The following is a 21,757-nucleotide window of genomic DNA, read 5'->3' as shown; positions in this document are numbered from 1 at the left end:
TTTTCCTGCTGTTGCCGATGTGGAGTAAGCTCGCCCTGCTGATTATCAAAAACCGCCGCCTGCTCGTTGGGCTCTTGGCCATCATCACCGCGTTTATGGCCTGGAAGGCCAAGGACGTGGAAATGACCTACGATTTTGCCCAGGTGGTGTCGCCCGACGACCCGGACATGGTGTACTTCCAGCAGTTCAAAAAGACCTTCGGCGAAGACGGCAACGTGCTCGTGCTCGGCCTGCAGGACAGCTCGGTCTACAAGCTCGGCAACTTCAACGAGCTGCGCCTGCTTACCGATACCCTGAGCAAGGTGGAAGGCGTGAGCGGGGTGCTGTCGGTTACCAAGCTCATCCAGCTCACCAAGGACACCGCCAACCAGCGCTTTGCCACCGCGCCCATCTTCCACACCTTTCCGCAAACCCAGCAGGAACTCGATTCGCTCATGCGCATCGTGAACCGGCAGGAGTTCTACAAGGGCCAGCTCATCAGCCCCACCACCGGGGCCACGCTGCTGGCCCTCACCATGGACCCGAAGTACCTGAATTCCTCGAAGCGGCAGGCCGTGATGAAGGAAGTGCTGGGCCACGCCGAGCGGTTTACCAAGAAAACCAACATCCGCCTGCACTACGCCGGCCTGCCCTACGTGCGCTCTACCATGACAACCAAGGTGGCGGGCGAAATGAAATTCTTCCTGATGCTGGCCGCCCTGGTGACCAGCGTCACGCTGCTGGTGTTTTTCCGCACGTGGTCGGCGGTGGTATTTCCGCTGCTCATTGTGGGCGTGGCCGTCATCTGGTGCGTGGGCACCATCGTGCTGCTGGGCTACAAAATCACCCTGCTTACGGGCCTGATTCCGAGTATTCTCATCGTTATCGGCATTCCGAACTGTACCTACCTGCTCTCCCGCTACCACTATGATTACCGCATTTCGGGCAACCAGGTGCTGGCCATGGTGCGGGTGGTGCGCAAAATCGGGCTGGTAACCCTGATGAACAACACCTCGACGGCCATTGGCTTCTTCGTGTTCTGTTTCACCAACATTGCCATTCTCTACCAGTTCGGCTGGGTGGCCACCATCAGCATTTTCGCGGCGTTTTTCATCTCGATTATCCTCGTCCCGATAGTCTTCACCTACCTGCCGCCGCCCACGCCCAAGCAACTGGAGCACCTCGACGCCAAGCCGCTAACCAAGTTGCTGGAGTTCTTCGACTACCTCGTGCTGGAGCGCCGCGGCACGGTCTACGGCATTGCGCTGGTGCTCTGCGCCCTAGGCGCGCTGGGGGCCAGCAAGCTGCAATCGGTGTCGTACATGGTCGATGATCTGCCCAAAAATTCCTCCGTCAATTCTGACCTGAAGTTCTTTGAGGAGCACTTCAACGGGGTAATGCCGCTGGAAATCGTGGTAGACACGGGCAAGAAGCGCGGTATTCTCAAGCTTAAGAACCTGGAGCGCATCGACCGGCTGGAAAACTACCTGCGCACCCAGCCGGTCCTCACCTCGCCCATCAGCATCGTCACGTTCCTGAAAGCGGCCACCCAGACCTTCTACAACGGCGACCCGAGCTACTACCGCCTGCCCGATAACTCCGAGCGCAACTTCATTCTGAGCTATCTGGCCCGCTCGCAAAGCGCGCAAGGCAAATCGGCCAGCATGGACAGCAAGCTGTTGCGCTCCTTCACCGACTCTACCGGTCAGAAAGCCCGCATTTCGCTCAAGATTGCCGACATCGGCTCGCGCAACCTCGATACCCTGCTCATCACCAAAATCCAGCCGCAGATCAATGAAATCTTCACCGGCACGGGCATGGAGGTGAAAATGACCGGTACCACCATCCTCTTCACCAAGGGCAACGAGTACGTCATCGGCACCTTGAAGGAAAGCCTGGTGCTGGCCTTTGCACTGGTCGGCCTGATCGTGTTGATTCTGTTCCGCTCCATTCGCTCGGTGTTCTTCACCCTGCTGCCGAACTTCGTGACCTTGCTGCTCACGGCCGGCATCATGGGCTTCTTCGGCATTGCCCTGAAGCCCGCCACGGCCCTGATTTTCTGCATTGCGCTGGGCATTGATGGGGACAACTCCATTCACCTGCTGGCTAAGTTCCGGCAGGAAATGGCCGCCAACGGCCGCCGCGTGAAGGCCGCTATATCGACCACGCTTTCGGAAGCCGGCACCAGCATGATTTACACCAGCATCGTGCTGTTCGTGGGCTTCAGCATCTTCGCCTTCTCCGAATTCGGCGGCACCAAGGCGCTGGGTCTGCTCATGTCGGCGTCGCTGCTGATTACCAACTTCTCGAACCTGATTCTGCTGCCGGCCCTGCTCGTCACCTTCGAGCACGGCAAGGACGAAACCATCGACAGCGCCCTGATACAGCACTACGACGAGCAGTACCACGAGGAAGACGACGACCTCGAGCTGAACCTGAACCGCATTCAGGTGAAGCCGGGCGCTTCCTTGCCCGCCGCTCAGCTGCCGCCCACCAACGAGTTGAGTTAACCCTTAACACCTGCGTCTGAGCGTTTTTGCCGCCATTTTTGTTTGCTTTCGATAACCGACTTTCCGAGCCAACCGCGGCCGCCTGCACGAGCCGATTTTTGCATACGCAACTATAGACAAGCCAGGAAGTCAGGCCCCAATTCCCGATGAAATACCCCGAATACAAACAGCCCTTCGACTACGCCAAAGTCGGCTCCGACATCCTCGAATGGTGGAAGCAGAACGGCATTTTCGAGAAAAGCGTGACCACCCGCGAGGGGAAGGAAACCTTCGTGTTCTACGAAGGCCCGCCCTCGGCCAACGGCGCCCCCGGCATTCACCACGTGATGGCCCGGACGGTGAAGGATATTTTCTGCCGTTACCAGACACTCAACGGCAAGCAGGTGCACCGCAAAGGCGGCTGGGACACCCACGGCCTGCCCATCGAGCTGCAGGTGGAAAAGGAGCTGGGCATCACCAAGGAGGACATCGGCAAGAAAATCAGCGTCGAGGAGTACAACCAGCGCTGCCGCGAAACGGTGATGCGCTTCAAGCACCAGTGGGACAAGCTGACCGAGAAGATGGGCTACTGGGTGGACCTCTCGGACCCCTACATCACCTTCGAGCCGGCGTACATCGAAAGCTGCTGGGCCCTGCTCAAGAAGCTCTACGACAAGGGCCTGCTCTACAAGGGCTACACCATCCAGCCGTATTCCCCGGCCGCCGGCACCGGCTTGTCCTCGCACGAGCTCAACCAGCCCGGCACCTACAAGGACGTGAAGGACACGACCATCGTGGCCGAGTTCGAGGTGAAGCGGGATGAGCAGTCAGACAAGCTGTTTGCCCTGGCCGACGGCCTGCCCGTGTTCATCATGGCCTGGACGACCACGCCCTGGACCCTGCCGGCCAACACCGGTCTGGCCGTAGGAAAGAACATCCGCTACGCCGTCGTGCGGACCTTCAACCCCTACACCTACGAGCCGCAGGTGGTGGTGCTGGCCAAGGACCTGGTGAGCCGCCACTTCACCGAGAAGGGCGCGCAGGCCGAGCTTGACGGCTACAAAGCCGGCGACAAAGTGCTGCCCTGGCGGCAGCTGGGTGAGTTCAGCGGCGCTGAGATGGCCGGCATCAAGTACGAGCGACTGTTCAACCAGCAGGCTGGTTTCCCGGCCTTCGAAGGGGAGGAGCGGGCCTTCCGCGTCATCGTGGGTGACTTCGTGACCACCGAAGACGGCACCGGCATCGTGCACATCTCGCCGACCTTCGGCGCGGACGACTTCCGGGTAGCCCAGCAAAACGACGTGCCGGCCCTGCTGGTCAGCGACGACCAGGGCAAGCTCGGCCCCATCGTGGACCGCACCGGGCGCTACGTGGCGCAGATGGGCGAATTCGGCGGGCGCTGGGTGAAAAACTACGACGGCCACGACGAATCGGCCGCCGACTACCGCACCCTCGATGTGGACATCAGCGTGCGGCTCAAGGAGCGCGGCCGGGCCTTCAAGGTGGAGAAGTACGAGCACACCTACCCGCACTGCTGGCGGACGGATAAGCCCGTGCTTTACTACCCGCTCGACTCGTGGTTTATCAAGACCACGGCCGTGAAGGACCGCCTCATCGAGCTCAACAAAACCATCAACTGGAAGCCCGAAAGCACCGGCACCGGGCGCTTCGGCAACTGGCTGGAAAACCTGGTCGACTGGAACCTGAGCCGCTCGCGCTACTGGGGCACCCCGCTGCCCATCTGGCGCACCCAGGACGGCTCGGAGGAGCTGTGCATCGGCTCCATCGCCGAGCTGAGCGCCGAAATCGACAAGGCCGTGGCCGCCGAGGTGATGACGCATAACCCCATCAAAACCGGGGAAATGACCGACCTGCACCGGCCCTACGTGGACGATATTTTCCTCGTTTCGCCCAGCGGCCAGCCCATGTACCGCGAGACGGACCTCATCGACGTGTGGTTCGACTCGGGCGCCATGCCCTACGCGCAGTGGCACTACCCGCTCGAAAACAAAGAGCAGTTCGAGAAGAATTTCCCGGCCGATTTCATCGCCGAAGGCGTTGACCAAACCCGCGGCTGGTTCTTCACTCTGCACGCGCTGGGTGTGATGCTGGAGGATTCGGTGGCGTTCAAGAACGTCATTGCCAACGGCCTGGTGCTCGATAAGAACGGCAACAAGATGTCGAAGCGCCTCGGCAACGCCATCGACCCGTTCAAGACCATCGACCAGTACGGCCCCGACGCCACGCGCTGGTACATGATTGCCAACGCCCAGCCCTGGGACAACCTCAAGTTTGACCTCGCCGGTATCACGGAGGTGCAGCGCCGCTTCTTCGGCACGCTGTTCAACACCTACTCGTTCTACGCCCTCTACGCTAACCTCGACGAGTTTCAGGCCCGCGAATTCGACCGCGTGCCCGTGGCCGAGCTGTCGGAGCTGGACCGCTGGATTCTCTCAAAGCTGCAGTCGCTCATCCTTGAAGTGCAGGGCCATTTCGACAACTACGACCCCACGAAAGCCGCCCGCGCCATCCAGGATTTCGTCACCGACCAACTCTCCAACTGGTACGTGCGCCTCTCGCGCCGCCGTTTCTGGAAAGGCGAGCTGACGGCCGACAAAAAAGCCGCGTTCGAGACGCTCCAGGAGTGCCTCGTGGTGGTGGCCCAGCTGATGTCGCCCATCGCGCCCTTCTTCGGAGAGTGGCTCTACAAGAACATGACCGACGCCGTGCGCGACGAGGCCGTGCAGAAAAACACGCCCCTGCGCTACGAATCGGTACACCTCACGGAGCTGGTGCAGGCCGATGCAAACCTCATCGACAAGGCCCTGGAGGAGCGCATGGAGCTGGCCCAGCGCATCAGCTCGCTCACCCACTCGCTGCGGAAGAAGTCGGTGCTGAAGGTGCGCCAGCCCCTGCAGCGCATCCTGGTGCCGGTGCTGACGGAGACGACGCGGGAGCAGGTCGGCAAGGTGGAAGACCTGATCTGCGCCGAGGTGAACGTGAAGCACGTGGAGTTCCTCGACGACACCAGCGGGGTGCTGGTGAAGTCGGTGAAGCCCAACTTCAAGCGCCTCGGTCAGCAGTTCGGCCCGCGCCTGAAGGCTGTGGCCGCCCGCATTCAGCAGATGACGCCGGAGGAAATCAGCCAACTCGAAAAAGCCGGTCAGCTGGCGGTAGAAGTTGAAGGTCAGTCGGTAACGCTCTCGCCCGACGACGTAGAAATCCGCACCGAGGACCTGCCCGGCTGGCTGGTGGCCACCGACGGCCCGCTCACTGTGGCCCTCGACGTGACCCTCACCGACGAGCTGCGCCACGAGGGTGTGGCCCGCGAGCTGGTGAACCGCCTGCAGAACCTGCGCAAGGATTCGGGCCTGGAAGTGCAGGACAAAATCCGCGTCACCCTCGGCGCCGACCAGCCCGAGCTGGTGCAGGCCGTGGAGAATTACGGCGACTACATCCGCACCGAAACGCAGGCCCTGTCGCTTGATCTGGCCAATGGCCTGAGCGACGGCGCCGAGCTGGAATTCGACGAGTACAAGGTGCCCGTTCGCCTGGAAGTCGTAAAAAGCTGAGCCACAGGTGCCGGGCGGCGACGTAATTTCGCCGCCCGGCACACCGGCGCATATAATTGCGCCGGCGTAGTCTGAAACAGTTCAAAATCCTCATTTCCGGCCCCGCCCGGCCGATTCCATCAGCACAAAGCTCAGCGGAATTTTATGCTGCCGAGTATGTAATTGGAGTGTGATGTTGTGCCATTCACAGTGCAATTCCAGAAAGCAGCCACATCAGCCTCACCATGAAGTATTGGAAATACTACCTGCTCGCATTGTTGGTCATCGTCATCGACCAAATGGTGAAATGGGCCGTGCACACCTACATGCAACCGGGCATGCCGGGCGAAATCCCGCTCCTCGGCGACTGGTTTAAGCTGCACTACACGCTGAACCCCGGCATGGCCTTCGGCGTGGAGCTGCCGCCGCCCTACGGCAAGATCCTGCTGACCACGTTCCGCCTGATTGCCGTGTCGGGTATTGCCTACTATATCTACCGCCTGTGGAAAAGCGGTGCCCCGAAAGGCCTTATTTGGTGCGTTGGAGCCATTTTGGGCGGCGCCATCGGCAACCTGATCGACTCCATCGGCTACGGCAAGATCTACGACAACGCCCCCTTCGGTGCGCCCACGCCCTGGTTCCACGGCCAGGTTATCGACATGTTCTACCTCGACCTCTACGAAGGCTTCCTGCCCGCCTCGTGGCCGCTGATTGGCAACATGCACGTCTCGCTCTGGCCGATTTTCAACGTGGCTGATGCTGCCATTTTCCTCGGCGTAGTCTTCATTCTGATCAACCAGAGCAAGTTTTTCCAGCACCACGAGGAGCGGAAACACGTGCACCAGCCCGAGCCTAGCCAGCACCGGCCCGATGCCGAAGCGGCTGAGGTGGCTTAAGGAGCTGCTATTAGCCACTTTTTAAAAGCTCTGGATTCCAACAGCCCGCGGCCGAAACCGCGGGCTGTTGAATTTTTACGCGGAACGTTGCCGTTCTTGCAGCTACGCAACCTTTGCTTACCATCCTTTTTGCTGGTGGGCGCGTGCAACGTGCCCCTACAATCGTTCACGAAATCCGTGCAATCCGCTAAACCTGCTGAATCCGTGGCCCTTTTAGACGTCCGCAACCTGACCATCGACTTCGCTTCGCACCGCGGCAATACCCGCGCGGTCGAAAACGTGTCGTTTCAGCTCAGCGCGGGCGAAACAGTGGCCATTGTGGGCGAATCGGGCTCAGGCAAGTCGGTGACGTCGCTGGCGCTGCTGGGGCTGATTCCGATGCCGCCCGGCCAGTTGAGTGGGGGAGAGGCACGGTTTCAGTCGGAGGCGCTGGGCGGCGAGGTGGATTTGCTCCGGCTGTCGGAGAAAGAGCTGCAAAAGGTGCGCGGCAACGAAATTTCGATGATTTTTCAGGAGCCGATGACTTCGCTGAACCCCGTGCACACCTGCGGGGCGCAAGTGGTGGAGGCCCTGCGGCTGCACACCACGCTAAGCAAGCAGGAAGCCGCGGCCCGCACCATTGAGCTGTTTACCGAAGCCCAGCTGCCGCGGCCCGAGAAAATCTTCAAGGCCTACCCGCACGAAATCAGCGGCGGGCAGAAGCAGCGCGTGATGATTGCCATGGCCATGGCCTGCCAGCCCGCCATCCTCATTGCCGACGAGCCCACCACCGCCCTCGACGTAACGGTGCAGGCCCGCATCCTGCAGCTCATCGACGACTTGCGCCGGCAGCGCAACACGGCAGTCCTCTTCATCACCCACGACCTGGGTGTGGTGGCCGAAATTGCAGACCGCATTCTGGTCATGTACCGCGGCAAAGTGGTGGAGCAGGGCCGCGTGCTCGACATCTTCACCAACCCCCAGCACCCGTACACGAAGGGCCTGCTGGCGTGCCGCCCAAAATTGTCGGTTGGTAAAAAAAGATTGCCCACGGTGGCCGACTTCATGCGCGAAGACGCCACCGGAGGCTTTTTCAGCACCGAGGCGGTTTCGCTGCAAAGTCCTGCAAACGAAGATGCTGCCCTGAAGGGCGCTGCTCCTAAAAACGAACCTGACACCGCCAAATTGTTTCCCGTGGAACATGCCGATGTTCCACACTCGGCCGATGCTTTAATTGGCTTCGAAACCGCCCCGCTACTTGAAACTGGACAGCCCGTACCCAATGCTGCCACCTCGCCGGTAGCCGCTGCGCCCGCCGAAGCCGCTGCGGCCGACGTACCAGTAGACGGAACGCACACCGCCCCGTACCACGCCTCCACCGGCGAGCTGCTGCTGAGCGTGCAGAACCTGCACGTGCACTTCCCCATCCGCAAGGGCTTCTTCGGCCGCGCTACCGAGGTCGTGCGGGCCGTCGATGGCGTGAGCTTCGATATCAACCGCGGCGAAACTGTGGGGTTGGTGGGCGAATCGGGCTGCGGCAAGACTACGCTGGGCCGCACGCTGCTGCGGCTGGTGGAACCAACTTCGGGCAGCATTCTGTTCGATGGGGATGACTGGGCCAGGCTGCCAACCGGGGAGCTGCGTCGTCGTCGCCGGGATTTTCAGATGGTTTTTCAGGACCCGTACGCGGCTCTGAACCCGATGATGACCGTGGGCGAAGCAATATTGGAGCCGATGCGCGTGCACAACGTGGGCGGCAACGGCCGGCAGCAAAAAGACCGCGTGCTGGAGCTGCTGCGCACCGTGGGCCTGAAAGAGGAACACTACCTGCGCTACCCGCATGAGTTCAGCGGCGGCCAGCGCCAGCGCATCTGCATTGCCCGCGCTTTGGCCTTGCAGCCGAAATGCATCATCTGCGACGAATCCGTCTCGGCGCTGGATGTATCGGTGCAGGCGCAGGTGCTCAACCTGCTCAACGACCTCAAGCGCGACTTCGGCATCACCTACCTTTTCATCACCCACGACTTGTCGGTAGCCCGCTTCATGAGCGACCGGCTGCTGGTGATGAACGCGGGCCAAATCGTGGAGCAGGGCCCGGCCGCCGAGGTCTACGCCAACCCGCAGCACGAGTACACCCAGCGTCTGCTGGCCGCCATTCCCAAAGACGAGCCCGCCGACATCCGGGCCGCCGTTGCGCGTAGGGAGTTGGTGTAAGTGGATAGCAGCCCGTCATGCTGAGCGCAGTCGAAACATCTCTACCGCTTCGTGTGAACGTCATGCAGAGCGTAAGCGAAGCATCTCGCGTGCTGATGAGTGATTTTACTATCTGACTAAACACGCGAGATGCTTCGCTTACGCTCTGCATGACGGTCTTTATTCAACCCGGTAATTATTCGCGCACGTCATTTCAGCCCTTTTAAGCGTATCACCACTTCCAAACCATTTCCGCCACGCCCCAAACCTCGTGCGTAGCGTATAGCGGCTAAAAACCCGCTGCTTGCCAGACGTGCTGCCCACCTGCCACCCGCAGCACGTCAACTTTCCGTGAAGTATTCAGAAGTTCTGATCTTTCGCACAACTTAAGTCGGTCGGGTTTCGAACACTAGACCACTTTCCCCTCGTCGGGCGCAACCAAAATGCGCCGGCGTCCATATTCACCCTGCAGGCCCGCCCGAAACGCGGTGCGCATTGGCCTGCTTTTTTCCGCTAACTCGCCGCCCGTCAGAAATACCCAACGCAGCCCGGCGGCGACCCTTTTCAACATGAAGAGAAACAACAACTCGGATGCCCCGCGCCCGCAGCGCGACCCGGCCCGCCGCCGTGACCAAGCCGCCCCGTCGGCCGTCATCAACAAGACCCTCGTCTTCCGCATCTTCGCCGACAACCCCGGCAAGGTGTTCAACTACCGCCAGCTCGCCCGCCGCCTCGGCGTGGTCGACAAAGAGCAGCGCGAAAGCCTGTTCGACGTGCTCAAGAGCCTCAAGAAAAGCGGCCACGTGGCCCTGCTCCAAAACGACGATTACCGCTTGGTGGAAATTCCCGGCCGTACCGACGCCACCCAGCGCCCCGCCCAGGACCAGCCCGCCGACGGTGGGAGCGAGGCCCCGGCTGCTGGCTACCAGCCCCGCAACCGCCGTCCCCTCGAAAACCTCACCGAGCAGCAGCCCCACGACCCCATCGTGCACCGCCGCCGCTCGGCCGGCTTCGACATGCCCGGCCCCGGGCCCGAGCGCAACCGCCGCCCCGGCAGCCTGCGTGAGCACCGCGAGCAAGGCAGCAACTACATTACCGGCACCGTGGACCTGGCCAACACCAAGTTCGCCTTCATCGTGAGCGACGAGCTGCCCGAGGACCTGCGCGTGTTTACCGACCGTCTGGCTTTTGCCATGGACGGCGACACGGTGAAGGTGCGCATCGGTCAGAACCGTGACGGGAAGCCTACCGGCGACGTGGTGGAAGTACTCGAGCGCGTGAAGGAGGAAGTCGTGGGCCGCATTCAGATGCAGGCCGGCTTTGGCTTTGTGCAGCCCGACTACAAGAAGCTTTACTTCGATGTGTTTGTGCCGCCCCACGCGCTGGGCGAGGCTCAGAACGGCGACAAAGTGGTGGTGAAGATTACCGAGTGGCCCACCGAGGCCGGCCGCCAGCCCGTGGGCGAAGTGGTGCGCACCTTCGGCCCCGCCGGTGGCCACGAGGCCGAAATCAACGCCATCATGGCCGAGTACGGCCTGCCCTTCGAGTTTCCCGAGGAAGTGGAGAAGGAAGCCGACGCCATTCCGGCCAGCATCAGCCCTGCCGAAATTGCCAAGCGCCGCGACTTCCGCCCCGTCACCACCTTCACCATCGACCCCGTCGACGCGAAGGACTTCGACGATGCCCTGTCGTTGCGCACGCTCGACAACGGCCACTACGAAATCGGGGTGCACATTGCCGACGTGACGCACTACGTGCTGCCCGGCACGCGCCTGGAGAAGGAAGCCAAGCACCGCGCTACCTCGGTGTACCTCGTCGACCGCACCATTCCGATGCTGCCCGAGCGCCTCTCCAACGGGCTTTGCTCGCTGCGCCCCCACGAGGACAAGCTCACCTTCTCGGCCGTGTTTGAATTGGACGAGAAAGGCAAGCTCTACGACTCCTGGTTTGGCCGCACCGTCATTCACTCCGACCGCCGCTTCACCTACGAAGAGGCCCAGGAGCGCATCGAGTCGGGCGAGGGCGACTACGCCGACGACATCAACCTGCTCAACCGCATTGCCAAAAAGCTGCAGGCCGAACGCTTCCGCAAGGGCGCCATCAGCTTCGAGGCGCCCGAGGTCAAGTTCAAGCTCGACGAGGAAGGCAAGCCGGTGGGCGTGTTCATCAAGGAGCGCAAAGACGCCCACAAGCTCATCGAGGAGTTCATGCTGCTGGCCAACCGCAAGGTGGCCGACTACGTGTTCCGCCTCAAGCCCCGCAAGCCGCGCCTCACGATGGTGTACCGCACCCACGACGCGCCCGACCCCGACCGCCTCGAAAACTTCGCCCAGTTTGCCCGCCAGTTCGGCCACTCGCTCAACTTCGCCGAAGGCTCCGACATCAGCAAGCAACTCAACCAGCTCACCGCCGAGGTAGAGGGCAAGCCCGAGCAGTCCGTCATTCAGGCCCTGGCCGTGCGTTCCATGTCGAAGGCCATTTACACTACCGAGCCGCTGGGCCACTTTGGCCTCGCCTTCGACCACTACTCGCACTTCACCTCGCCCATCCGCCGCTACCCCGACATGATGGCCCACCGCCTGCTGGAGCACTACCTGCACGGCGGCAAAAGCGCCGACGTGGACGAGCTGGAAGCCGACTGCAAGCACTCCTCGGAGCGCGAGAAGCGGGCTGCTCAGGCCGAGCGCGCCAGCATCAAGTACAAGCAGGTCGAGTTCATGGCCGAGCACGTGGGCGAGAAGTTCACCGGCGTCGTGTCGGGCCTCACCGAGTGGGGCATGTACGTGGAGATGGGCGAAACCAAGAGCGAAGGCATGGCCCGCCTGGCCGACATTCCGGAGGACTTCTTCGAGCTGGACAAGGAGAACCTGCGCGTCATCGGCCGCAATACCGGCCGCATCATCCGCTTCGGCGACAAGGTGGAGGTCATCATCAAAGCCGCCAACCTGCTCGACCGCACCATCGACCTGGAGCTGGTAACCGAAGGCCGCGGCAGCAACCAGCGCCGCGAGGGTCGCGCCAAATCCGACGGCTACGCCGGCCGCTCCCGCGACGACCGCGGCCCGCGTGGCGGCAGCAGCCGCAGTGGCGACGGCTCCGGCCGCCCCGGCGGCAAGTCGGGCGGTAAATCCGGCGGCGGCAAGAAAGGCGGCCGCAGCGGCTTCCACCGCTAGCCAACTTGCCACTGGCGTGGTTCCGTCGTTGCTGACGCCCGCCCAGACCCCCCTGCTTCAAGACAAAACCGCCCCGCCAGCCCCGTGCCGGCGGGGCGGTTTCGCGTTCCAACATGCGCCGTTTTTGCTCCCAAATCCCCGGCACCAGTCCCAACGACTCCGGCACTGGTCCCGGCCGCTCCGGCACCGGCCGCGGGCGTTCCGGCTATGGTCCCGGCCGCTCCGGCACCGGGCGCAGTCGTTCCGGGTCCGGTCCCAACAGTTCCAGGTATGGTTTCGGTCGTTCCGGGTTCGGCACTCATGCTTCCGGCACCAACCGCACCCGTTCCGGGCATGGTTTCAGTCGTTCCAGCTCCGGTCACAATTTCTCCAAGCCTAAAACGCCCCTTTCGTGTTTAGCTCCATAACCGCCTGCGCAACCCCCAGCCTGCGCCGCGCCTCCGTACCTTGCACCCCACATTCTCGCCGCCTTCCTCCGTGGATCTTTCCGATTTCTCTGCTGCCCTCTCCGCTGCCCTGGCCGACCTGCGCTACGGCGAAACCCCCCAGGAACTCTACGAGCCCATCCGCTACAGCATGAGCATGGGCGGCAAGCGCATCCGCCCGCTGCTCACCCTGCTCGGCGCCCACCTCTTCACCGACGACTGGCAGGTGGCCCTGAAGCCCGCCCTGGCCGTCGAAGTCTTCCACAACTTCACCCTGCTCCACGACGACATCATGGACCAGGCCCCGCTGCGCCGCGGCCAGCCCACGGTGCACGTCCAGTGGAACCCCAACGTGGCCATCCTTTCGGGCGACGTGATGGTGGTGCGCGCCTACGAGCTGCTCTTCGACATTGAGCCCGCGTTGCTGCGCGAGTTGCTCCAGCGCTTCAGCCAAACCGCCGCCGAAGTCTGCGAAGGCCAGCAGCTCGACATGAACTTCGAAACCGAAGCCCACGTGAGCATCCCGCAGTACCTCGACATGATTCGCCTGAAAACGGCCGTCCTCCTCGGCTTCGCCCTGGAGCTGGGCGCCCGCCTCGGCGGCGCTTCCCCCGACGATGCCGACCACCTCCGCCGCTTCGGCACCGACATTGGCCTGGCTTTCCAGCTGCGCGACGACCTCCTCGACGTCTACGGCGACGCGGCCACCTTCGGCAAGCGCGTCGGCGGCGACATTGTGTCGGGCAAGAAGACCTACCTGCTCCTCACCGCGCTGGAAGGCGCAAACGAGGCCCAGAAAGCCACGCTACACCATTGGCTAGGGCTGAACACCCCCGAAACCGCTGAAGCCAAGGTGCAGGCCATTACGGCCGTATACGACGAGCTACAAATCCGTACCCGCACCGAAGCCCTCATCAACGAGTACTTCCAGGACGCCCTCTACCACCTCGACGCCGTCCAAGCCGCTCCCACCGCCCGCAAAGCTCTCCTCCGCGGCCTCGCTCTGCAGCTCATGGAGCGCGAGAGTTAGCCGTGTTCATATAGGCTGAATAGCCTATGATGCTGAGTACAGTCGAACCGAAGGTCGGCGTAGCCAAGCATTTTTACCGCTTCCCCAGCCCGTCATGCAGAGCGTAAGCGAAGCATCTCTACCGCTCCTCTAGAACGTCATGCAGAGGCGTAGCCGAAGCATCTCGCGTGCTGACGACAGGTACTGACTTTACTATCCGCCCAAACAAGCGAGATGCTTCGGCTGCGCCTCTGCATGACGCCCTTTCTGCCCCTTTCCCCATCGGCTTTACCCGCTCCTTCTTCCCTTCACCGCTGAGCCCCCGTTCAGCCCCTCCCTCGCCCTCATGCATATCGATGCCGTCCTCATCCTTATCGGCGTAACCTGCGCTGCTTCCGTCTACGCCTGGTCCAACCCCAGCCTCACCGAAAGCTGGGTCATGTCGCCCTACCTCGTGCGCAAGCGTAACGAATGGCACCGCTTCCTCACCTCCGGCTTCCTCCACGCCGACATCTCGCACCTGGCTTTCAATATGCTCGCGTTTTACTCGCTGAGCCGCCCCGCCCGCTACTATTTCGCCGATGCCTTCGGGCCCACCACGGGCCTGCTGCTGTTCCTGCTGCTCTACCTCGGCGGTATCGTCCTCTCCGACGTTCCCACTTACTTCAAGCACCGCCACGACCCCGACTACCGCAGCCTCGGTGCCTCGGGCGGCGTCTCGTCCGTCATCTTCGCCAGCATCCTCTTCGAGCCCACCGCCAAGATGATTGTCTTTCCCCTGCCCATTCCCATCCCCGGCTTCATCTGGGCCTTCGTTTACCTGGCCTATACCTACTACCAGTCCCGCCGCATCGCCGCCGACGGCATCAACCACGATGCCCACCTCTACGGTGCCCTCTACGGCATCGTCCTCACGCTCATCGTGTTACCCGAAACAGCGCTGTCGTTTGCGCAGGAAATTAGTAACTTTTTGCGTTAGTTTACTGATTGTCAATACATTATGTACTGCAAAAGCTCCTCTTTATATCCATTGTCGAATGCTTGCGTAGAAGTGGCAAATTCCTTCCCACACCACAAACGCAACCAATTCGCATGAACCGCGCACTCACCACTTCCTTCCGCCCACTGGCCCTGCTGCTGGCCGCTATTTCCAGCTTCACCCTCAGCAGCTGCTCTCGCCGCGACGATTACGGCTCCTACACCATCTGGGGTGCCCTCATCCTCATCCTCGACGTAGTAGCCATGATTGATGCCCTGCGTCAGCCGTGGTCTTTGGGCAAAAAGATTCTCTGGATTGCCATCATCTACTTCTTGCCCGTCCTGGGGCTGATTCTTTACTACCTGCTTTCGGGCCGCGGCAAATCGTAGCAACGAAGCCCATTCAGAAACGCAAAACGGCCCGGTGTCTCGCACCGGGCCGTTTTGCGTTTTACTTGTTTCGAGCTTTGTGGGCAAAGCTAGTCGGCAGTGCCGCCGCTCAGCAACTTGTTCTTTTGCAGCCGCGCCACGTGCTTGAGCACCTCGCCCATGTTCGTTACTTCCGTCACCTGCCAGTAGTCGCCCCGGTCGCGCATCTTCACTTCCAGCACCATCGTCGTGTCGAACTTGGGCTGCGTAAACTCCAGCCCCACCAAGGCCTGCTCGCCCTGCTCGTTCACGTACTTCACCCCCTTGAAGCTGCTCTCCGGGCTGATGACTTTGCTGGCCAGTCCCGCTAACGACACCTTCACCGTGCGCTTGGGCGAGCTGGCGGCGGCCTCTTCCAACGAGCCCGTTTCTACAAACCGTTGCACTTCTTTGCGGGCGGCCTTGGCCAGTTGTGGTTTGGCCAGGCCCAGGGCTCCTCGCGTCAGAAAGCCCGCCGGATTCAGCAGACCCAACACGCTGCTTTGCGCCGTCACCTGATCTACCAAACTGCCGGTCACACTTTCCACGTTCACGTATTTCTCAAACGCCGCCACGTCGTGGTCGTGTACCGCCTTGGCCGCTTGCCCCAGCGCGTATTTCGGCCCGGTTGTCAGATTGTGGTAGAACCAATAGCCGCCTGCCACCAAGGCTACCAGCAGCAACACTACCCAAAGTCGTTTCATGTTGTAGGAGTTAGAATTCGAGGGCCAAAAATATCCCTTTGTTGCCAGCGCCACGCGCCGGGTCTCACTTTCGATAGCCCACTGCGTCGCGGCACCATCTTTTGCCTGACGCCCTAGCCGGTTTAAACGGTTCAGGTAGGTTGTCAGCCCCGCACAGGTGCATAGCGGCCCTTATGCTCTGCCGCCTTGCTTGCGTATGCGTATGCAGGCTGTTGTTTAGCCTTTCTTCTCTCTGCCATGCGCAACAGGCCTCTCATCTTCGGGCACCGCGGCTGCCGCGGGTTGCGCCCCGAAAACACGCTGCCCGCCTTTCTGCACGCCCTTGATTGGGCCGTCGATGGCCTGGAACTCGACGTTGTGCTGTCGGCCGACGGGCAAGTGGTGGTGTCGCACGAGCCTTGGCTGAACCATCTCATTTGCACCGGCCCCGCAGGCCAGCTACTTACTGCCGAGGAAGGCCACGACTTCAACCTTTATCAGCAGTATTACGAACTCATTCAACGCTGTGATTGTGGCCTCCTGCAACATCCTTTGTTTCCCGATCAACGCAGCCAGCCAGCCTACAAACCGTTGCTGCGCGAGGTGTTTGCCGCCGTCGATGCCTATGCCCGCGTGCAAGGTTTGCCATTGCCTCGCTTTAGCATAGAACTCAAGAGCAGCCCCGCCGGCGACGGGCTCTATCACCCCACGCCCGATGCCTTCTTCGCGGCCGTTCTGCGCGTCGTACTACAGGCCCAAATGCTAAGCCGAACGACCTGGCTTTCCTTCGACCATCGCGTGCTCCAGGCAGCTCACATTATGGTGCCCGGTACACCAACCTGCCTGCTCACCGAAGACGATCTGCCGTTGCCCGAGCACCTGCGGCGCCTCGGCTTTCAGCCTACTTTCCTCGGCCCTAGCTACACCTTGTTGACGGACGATTTGCTTTGGTCTTGCGGGCAGGCCCGCCTCCCCATCATCGCCTGGACCGTCAACACCGAAGCCGACCTATTGCGCCTCGCCACCCTTGGCGTACACGGCCTTACCACCGACTATCCGAACCGTGCCGCTACAGTATTCAATCTGTAACGCAGCCTAGTCACTCAACTACGACAACCTGCCCCAAGCCCGTGCCGCCAACCCGGTAGCACGGGCTCATTTATTACGCAGAAACAGACGTGTCTTTTACACGCCGGGCGAGAAGCCAGAAATTAGTCGATTTAGCGTAGTGGGGGTATATGGTTTGTTCGCTGTAACGTGTATCACTGTGTTTCAGTATTACGTGTAATGTAAACATGTAATGTGTTGCACGTGTATTCGTGTTGCGTTACACATGTTGCTGTTGCGTGAAAATGTTACAGTGTCGTGTTTTGTTGCATCAAACAAAAGTGTAATCTTTACACCCTATTGCGAAACACCCCTTTGAATGGCACACCACGGCGAAATCCTGCAGGAAGCGGTTAAAAACAGCGGTATTTCTATTAGCCGCCTTGTGCAGGAGCTGGGTATTACACGACCCACTATATATCGTAAATTCAAAGAGACAACACTTGATTACACCTTTGTAAAGCGTGTTGGTGAGCTGATACAGCACGACTTTACAAATGATTTTGATACACCTGTTCAGTCTCAGCTTCACTTTACACCCGCTGCTGTAACGCCTGTTGCGCCTGTTCGCTCTTCTGTGTTACATTCTGTGGATCAAGACTGTACAAAGGCTTTAATGGCCCTTCAAGCGAAGTACATTGCCCTTTTAGAGGCTCACAATGAGCTTTTGTTAAAGCTGTACGGTCCGAAGTGAACAGCAATGTTTCACGTGGAACATTTTGCCTCTACTCTGTAACAAGCGCTGAAGACAGCCGTAGCCCAATAGGCATAATAAGGCTGGCTCAACAGGAGTGCACAACGCATACAGAAAGAAGGGCATGAAGCCAACAACGAAGCTGCGCTTGTGGGGCAACTTGGCTTAATAGGAGGGAATGAAGCCAGCTAAAAGAAAGCCGTGAAACCAACTGAATGCACCTGCCCGAATGCCCACCCAAGAGTCTCAACTAGCAGGCCGCAACAAGCTTCATGTCCCACCGACACACCCTGCTTAGTCGCCAGAGAATTCGGTGGGGTACTGGTCCGATCAAGCTTGGAGTAGCTGAGCTTATCTTGAACTACAGGGGTGCAAAAAAGCCCGGCTCATCAGGGCCGGGCAAGTGTAGGTGCAGGGTAATAGGGGAGAAGAGGTTCTTACAGAAAAACCACTTCTTGGATGAGTTGCTCTCCAACTTCCTTGTTGATGATATCAGCCACCTTCGACTTGGCCATAAACAGCTCGTGCTTGAGCGGCGACGAGGTGAGTCGCACAAACAGCTTGCCGTTGCGAAAGAATACCTCCTGGGTTTTCAACGCTACCGCACGGCCCATGATCCGCTCCCAACTAGATACGACATAGACCTCGTTGAGCTTGCCCTTAAGCCGATAGGCCTTGAGCAATGCCTGAATACCATCCTTGAGCGGGACGATGTCCGCTTGCCGGGAATTCTCAGGTTTTGTGCGGTTTTTCAAGATGAAAAGGTTACAATAATGCGCGGATCTTAGCAGGCAAGACCCATCGGCAAAGGTACACCTGTGCCTGTCCTAAACCGGCGTGACAACGCCTTGTTCTACCCGAAATCGAGCTATTTGTTCCGACAGTCCGACCAGCACGCGGTCGGTGCGGTCAAGGTGGGTATCGGTCAAGAAAATCTGGCCGAATGTGTGGTTGGCTACCAGCTGGAGCAAACGAGTAATGCGCCGCTCGTCCAGGCGGTCGAAAATGTCGTCGAGCAGCAGCAGCGGCTTGTGTTGTTTGCGTTCAGCCGTCACCTCAAACTGCGCCAGCTTCAAGGCAATAGCATACGACTTCTGCTGGCCCTGGGAGGCAAAGTGCTTCACCGAAAGCCCGTTCATCAGGAAAGTATAATCGTCTTTGTGCGGGCCGATAGTGGTACGCTGCAAGGCCAGATCTTTGCGCTCATTGGTCCGTAGGAGGGAGGCAAAGTCTTCGTTAGGCAACTGGCTCTTGTAGTCGAGAGTAACCTCTTCGCGGCTTTCTGAAAGCTCTACATAGTGCCGCTGGAAAACAGGAACGAAAGCAGTAAGAAACTCTTGCCGGAGCTGCGCCAGCCTCTCACCGGCCGGTACTAGTTGCTCATCCAGCACTTGCAAATAGTCGCGGTCGAAGGTATGACGCTCCGCAAACTGCTTCAACAAAGCATTGCGCTGGCGGAGCAGGAAACTGTACTGGATCAGTAGTTCCAGGTATCCGTGGTCGAGCTGCGACATGAGGCTGTCGAAGTACTTGCGACGCTCCTCGCTGCCCTGCCGGATTATATCGGTATCGTAGGGAGAAATCAAGACAACTGGGTACCGGCCAATGTGGTCGGATATGCGCTCATACGGTTGCTTATCGTGGGTAATGACCTTCTTTTGGCCAAGACGCAGGCTGCACTGAATGGTATCGGCCGAACTGGAGTCAGGGACTGTGAACTTGCCTTTGACGACAAAGAAATCGGCACCTTGTTTAATGCATTGCGCATCGGCCGAGGAGAAAGCACTCTTCGTGAGCGACAGGTAATGAATGGCGTCGAGCAGGTTGGTCTTGCCGCTGCCGTTCTCGCCCACAAAGCAGTTGATGTGGGGAGAGAAACTTAGGGTGGCCTCGTCGTAGTTCTTAAAGAAAAGGAGGTGCAGCGAGTCCAGGGTCATGCAGAAAGGGCGTTTCGGAGTTGCAATGCTTTTACGTACTTTCGCATTCCAAAACGCGAACAAGAACAGCTACTAATGGCGGATACGAAAGTAAAGGCTGCCTCGAAGGCATCCAATTCGGCTGGCAAAGCGAAACCCACGCCCAAGAACTCGACCAGCAAGTCGAACGGCAAAGCCGCCGTGTCCGCCGCCGAGCGGCAGCAACCCGAGCCGGTAGAGGCCGTGCAACCCGGAGCCGAAAAGGCTGCGGGTGCCAAAGCCAGCAAGACCGCCCAGCAACCGGCCAGCAAAGGCTCCTTCCCGAAGGAGACATACATGACGTGGTTTGAAAGCATGCTGCTCATGCGCCGCTTCGAGGAGAAGGCCGGTCAGCTCTACGGCCAACAGAAGATTAAAGGTTTCTGCCACCTCTACATCGGGCAGGAAGCTTGCGTGGCAGGTGCCGTATCGGCTCTGCGCCAGGGCGACAAGTACATTACTGCTTACCGTGACCACGCCCACCCGTTGGGCTTGGGTACCTCGCCCAATGCCATCATGGCCGAGCTGTTTGCCAAGCAGACAGGTTGCTCCAAAGGCAAGGGCGGCTCGATGCACATTTTCGACAAGAGCGTAAACTTCATCGGGGGCCACGGCATCGTGGGCGGCCAGGTGCCACTGGGTGCCGGCATTGCCTTCGCCGAGAAATACAACAAGACCGGCAACCTCTGCATCTGCTACATGGGCGACGGCGCCGTGCGCCAGGGTGCCCTGCACGAGGCTTTCAATATGGCCATGCTGTGGAAGCTACCGGTCATCTTCGTGGTAGAAAACAACGGCTACGCCATGGGTACCTCGGTGCAGCGTACGTCGAACGTGACGGAGCTCTACACCATTGGTGAAGCCTACGACATGCCCTCGGAGCCAGTGGATGCCATGCACGTAGAAGAGGTACACAACGCCGTAGCCCGTGCCGCCGAGCGTGCCCGCGCCGGCGAGGGGCCTTCGTTCCTGGAGTTCAAAACCTACCGCTACAAAGGCCACTCCATGTCGGACCCGGCCAAGTACCGTACCAAGGAAGAAGTAGAGGAGTACCGCATGCGCGACTCCATCGAGAACGTGCGCCACACCATCCTGACCCAGGGCATGGCCACCGAAGATGAGCTGAACGCCATCGACGAAAAACTGAAGGCCGTTGTGGCTGAGTCGGTCGAGTTTGCCGAACAGTCGCCGTATCCGCCTGCCGAGGAGCTGTACCGTGACGTGTACGTGCAGGAGGATTATCCTTTCATCCGCGAGTAACCACAGCCAGCCGACTGCCGGCCGAATGGTTGCCGGCGCTTTTTCTTCTACATGTCTAAGATTCCCTACACGGGCCAGTCGCCGCAAGCGCGGCAGGGCCAAGTGCCGCAGCAGCAACCCAACGCAGGTCAGCCGGACCTGAACGCTCCCGTGGAGCACCCTTTGCTGGAAGACCCCGACGCGCTGGCGGCCCGCCTTGGCGAATCGGAGGAGTTTGTGCGCCGCAACAAGAACATTCTGTTTGGCGTGCTGGCTGCCCTCGTCCTGGCCATCGTGGCTGGCTTCGGCTACTACACCTGGCGCAAGTCGCAGGACGAAAAAGCGCAGGCTGCCATGTTCCAGGCGGTAAACTACTGGGAGGCTGACTCCGTGAAAAAGGCGCTGAAAGGCGACGGTCAGTACGACGGTTTGGAAACCATTGCCTCGGAGTACAGCGGGACCAAAGCTGGCAACCTGGCCAACTTCTACGCTGGCGCTGCTGCCCTGAAAGAAGGCCAGTACGCCCAGGCCATCGACTACCTCGAAGACTTCAGCTCCGATGACATGCTGATTCAGGCCCGTGCCTACGCCCTCATCGGCGACGCCAACATGGAACTGAAGAAGTACAAGGAAGCGGCTGACTACTATCAGAAGGCCGCCGACCACAAAGCCAACGACTACTTCACGCCGGGCTACCTGATGAAGCTGGCCACGGCCAAAGAAATGGCCAAGGATAACGCTGGTGCCGTAGCCGCCTACGATAAAATCGTGAACGACTACCCTACAGCTGCGGAAGTGAACGACGCCAAGATCATGCGGGCTCGCGCCCAAGCCATGACCGGCACCGCCGCCAAGTAATAGCGCAGCTCACGTTGCTAAACACAAGCGCCGCTCCCACCCGGGGACGGCGCTCGTGTTTTTGGCAAGCACGTAAAACGCAAGTCGACAGGAATAGAACCGATGCCGCAGGAAAGCGGATATTTGCGGCCTGTCTCGATA

At 60.1% G+C, this 21,757-nt stretch carries 15 protein-coding genes; 12 read left to right on the top strand and 3 right to left on the bottom strand.

Annotated features, from left to right (window positions below):
• The first annotated feature begins 17 nt into the window (after positions 1–17).
• From F0P96_RS08150 to F0P96_RS08115, 8 genes are all read left to right on the top strand, one after another.
• Entirely contained in the window at positions 18–2,489 is a 2,472-nt protein-coding gene (locus F0P96_RS08150; RefSeq protein ID WP_151078373.1) for an efflux RND transporter permease subunit, read from the top strand.
• Positions 2,490–2,635: 146 nt separating this feature from the next.
• A complete protein-coding gene (ileS, locus tag F0P96_RS08145) occupies positions 2,636–6,040 on the top strand; it encodes an isoleucine--tRNA ligase (protein WP_151078372.1) in 3,405 nt (1,134 codons plus the stop codon).
• Between the two features lie 224 nt (positions 6,041–6,264).
• Positions 6,265–6,915, top strand: coding sequence for a lipoprotein signal peptidase (locus F0P96_RS08140; protein WP_151078371.1), 651 nt, complete (start codon positions 6,265–6,267; stop codon positions 6,913–6,915).
• A 204-nt stretch (positions 6,916–7,119) separates the two neighbouring features.
• Positions 7,120–9,108 (top strand): ABC transporter ATP-binding protein, encoded by a 1,989-nt coding sequence (locus tag F0P96_RS08135; protein WP_235917430.1) that lies wholly within the window; start codon positions 7,120–7,122, stop codon positions 9,106–9,108.
• Positions 9,109–9,656: 548 nt separating this feature from the next.
• Entirely contained in the window at positions 9,657–12,260 is a 2,604-nt protein-coding gene (gene rnr, locus F0P96_RS08130; protein ID WP_151078369.1) for a ribonuclease R, read from the top strand.
• Between the two features lie 477 nt (positions 12,261–12,737).
• Positions 12,738–13,715, top strand: a complete 978-nt coding sequence (locus F0P96_RS08125) for a polyprenyl synthetase family protein (RefSeq protein ID WP_151078368.1) — start codon at positions 12,738–12,740, stop codon at positions 13,713–13,715.
• Positions 13,716–14,040: 325 nt separating this feature from the next.
• Positions 14,041–14,673 carry a rhomboid family intramembrane serine protease gene (locus F0P96_RS08120; RefSeq protein ID WP_151078367.1) on the top strand — a complete coding sequence of 211 codons (633 nt, stop codon included), beginning with the start codon at positions 14,041–14,043 and terminating at the stop codon, positions 14,671–14,673.
• A 113-nt stretch (positions 14,674–14,786) separates the two neighbouring features.
• Positions 14,787–15,062, top strand: a complete 276-nt coding sequence (locus F0P96_RS08115) for a PLD nuclease N-terminal domain-containing protein (protein WP_151078366.1) — start codon at positions 14,787–14,789, stop codon at positions 15,060–15,062.
• Positions 15,063–15,151: 89 nt separating this feature from the next.
• Here F0P96_RS08115 and F0P96_RS08110 read toward each other — a convergent pair whose 3' ends face one another.
• Positions 15,152–15,784 carry a DUF2939 domain-containing protein gene (locus F0P96_RS08110; RefSeq protein ID WP_151078365.1) on the bottom strand — a complete coding sequence of 211 codons (633 nt, stop codon included), beginning with the start codon at positions 15,782–15,784 and terminating at the stop codon, positions 15,152–15,154.
• 237 nt (positions 15,785–16,021) lie between these two features.
• Between F0P96_RS08110 and F0P96_RS08105 the strand changes: the two genes are divergently transcribed.
• Together F0P96_RS08105 and F0P96_RS08100 are read left to right on the top strand one after the other, a co-directional pair.
• Positions 16,022–16,852 carry a glycerophosphodiester phosphodiesterase family protein gene (locus F0P96_RS08105; RefSeq protein ID WP_151078364.1) on the top strand — a complete coding sequence of 277 codons (831 nt, stop codon included), beginning with the start codon at positions 16,022–16,024 and terminating at the stop codon, positions 16,850–16,852.
• Positions 16,853–17,189: 337 nt separating this feature from the next.
• Positions 17,190–17,564, top strand: a complete 375-nt coding sequence (locus F0P96_RS08100) for a DNA-binding transcriptional regulator Fis (protein WP_151078363.1) — start codon at positions 17,190–17,192, stop codon at positions 17,562–17,564.
• Between the two features lie 437 nt (positions 17,565–18,001).
• Here the strand turns inward: F0P96_RS08100 and F0P96_RS08095 are convergent, their stop codons facing one another.
• Positions 18,002–18,319, bottom strand: a complete 318-nt coding sequence (locus tag F0P96_RS08095) for a DciA family protein (protein ID WP_235917429.1) — start codon at positions 18,317–18,319, stop codon at positions 18,002–18,004.
• Between the two features lie 72 nt (positions 18,320–18,391).
• Complete coding sequence (gene recF, locus F0P96_RS08090) at positions 18,392–19,501, bottom strand: DNA replication/repair protein RecF (RefSeq protein ID WP_151078361.1); 1,110 nt, start codon at positions 19,499–19,501, stop codon at positions 18,392–18,394.
• Positions 19,502–19,576: 75 nt separating this feature from the next.
• Here recF and pdhA point away from each other — a divergent pair, with 75 nt between their 5' ends.
• Positions 19,577–20,779, top strand: a complete 1,203-nt coding sequence (gene pdhA / locus F0P96_RS08085; RefSeq protein WP_151078360.1) for a pyruvate dehydrogenase (acetyl-transferring) E1 component subunit alpha — start codon at positions 19,577–19,579, stop codon at positions 20,777–20,779.
• A 51-nt stretch (positions 20,780–20,830) separates the two neighbouring features.
• Entirely contained in the window at positions 20,831–21,616 is a 786-nt protein-coding gene (locus F0P96_RS08080; RefSeq protein ID WP_151078359.1) for a tetratricopeptide repeat protein, read from the top strand.
• The last annotated feature ends 141 nt before the right edge of the window (positions 21,617–21,757 follow it).

The sequence above is a fragment of the Hymenobacter busanensis genome, from assembly GCF_008727865.1.
Lineage (GTDB): Bacteria > Bacteroidota > Bacteroidia > Cytophagales > Hymenobacteraceae > Solirubrum > Solirubrum busanense.
This window is presented reverse-complemented; position numbering and strand designations above follow the sequence as displayed.

Bases quoted from the DNA above. Each gene is read 5' to 3' on its own strand.
- rnr (WP_151078369.1), top strand. From the start codon at position 9,657: ATGAAGAGAAACAACAACTCGGATGCCCCGCGCCCGCAGCGCGACCCG.
- F0P96_RS08150 (WP_151078373.1), top strand. From the start codon at position 18: ATGTGGAGTAAGCTCGCCCTGCTGATTATCAAAAACCGCCGCCTGCTC.
- recF (WP_151078361.1), bottom strand. From the start codon at position 19,501: ATGACCCTGGACTCGCTGCACCTCCTTTTCTTTAAGAACTACGACGAG.
- F0P96_RS08115 (WP_151078366.1), top strand. From the start codon at position 14,787: ATGAACCGCGCACTCACCACTTCCTTCCGCCCACTGGCCCTGCTGCTG.
- F0P96_RS08105 (WP_151078364.1), top strand. From the start codon at position 16,022: ATGCGCAACAGGCCTCTCATCTTCGGGCACCGCGGCTGCCGCGGGTTG.
- pdhA (WP_151078360.1), top strand. From the start codon at position 19,577: ATGGCGGATACGAAAGTAAAGGCTGCCTCGAAGGCATCCAATTCGGCT.
- F0P96_RS08120 (WP_151078367.1), top strand. From the start codon at position 14,041: ATGCATATCGATGCCGTCCTCATCCTTATCGGCGTAACCTGCGCTGCT.
- F0P96_RS08110 (WP_151078365.1), bottom strand. From the start codon at position 15,784: ATGAAACGACTTTGGGTAGTGTTGCTGCTGGTAGCCTTGGTGGCAGGC.
- ileS (WP_151078372.1), top strand. From the start codon at position 2,636: ATGAAATACCCCGAATACAAACAGCCCTTCGACTACGCCAAAGTCGGC.
- F0P96_RS08080 (WP_151078359.1), top strand. From the start codon at position 20,831: ATGTCTAAGATTCCCTACACGGGCCAGTCGCCGCAAGCGCGGCAGGGC.
- F0P96_RS08140 (WP_151078371.1), top strand. From the start codon at position 6,265: ATGAAGTATTGGAAATACTACCTGCTCGCATTGTTGGTCATCGTCATC.
- F0P96_RS08100 (WP_151078363.1), top strand. From the start codon at position 17,190: ATGGCACACCACGGCGAAATCCTGCAGGAAGCGGTTAAAAACAGCGGT.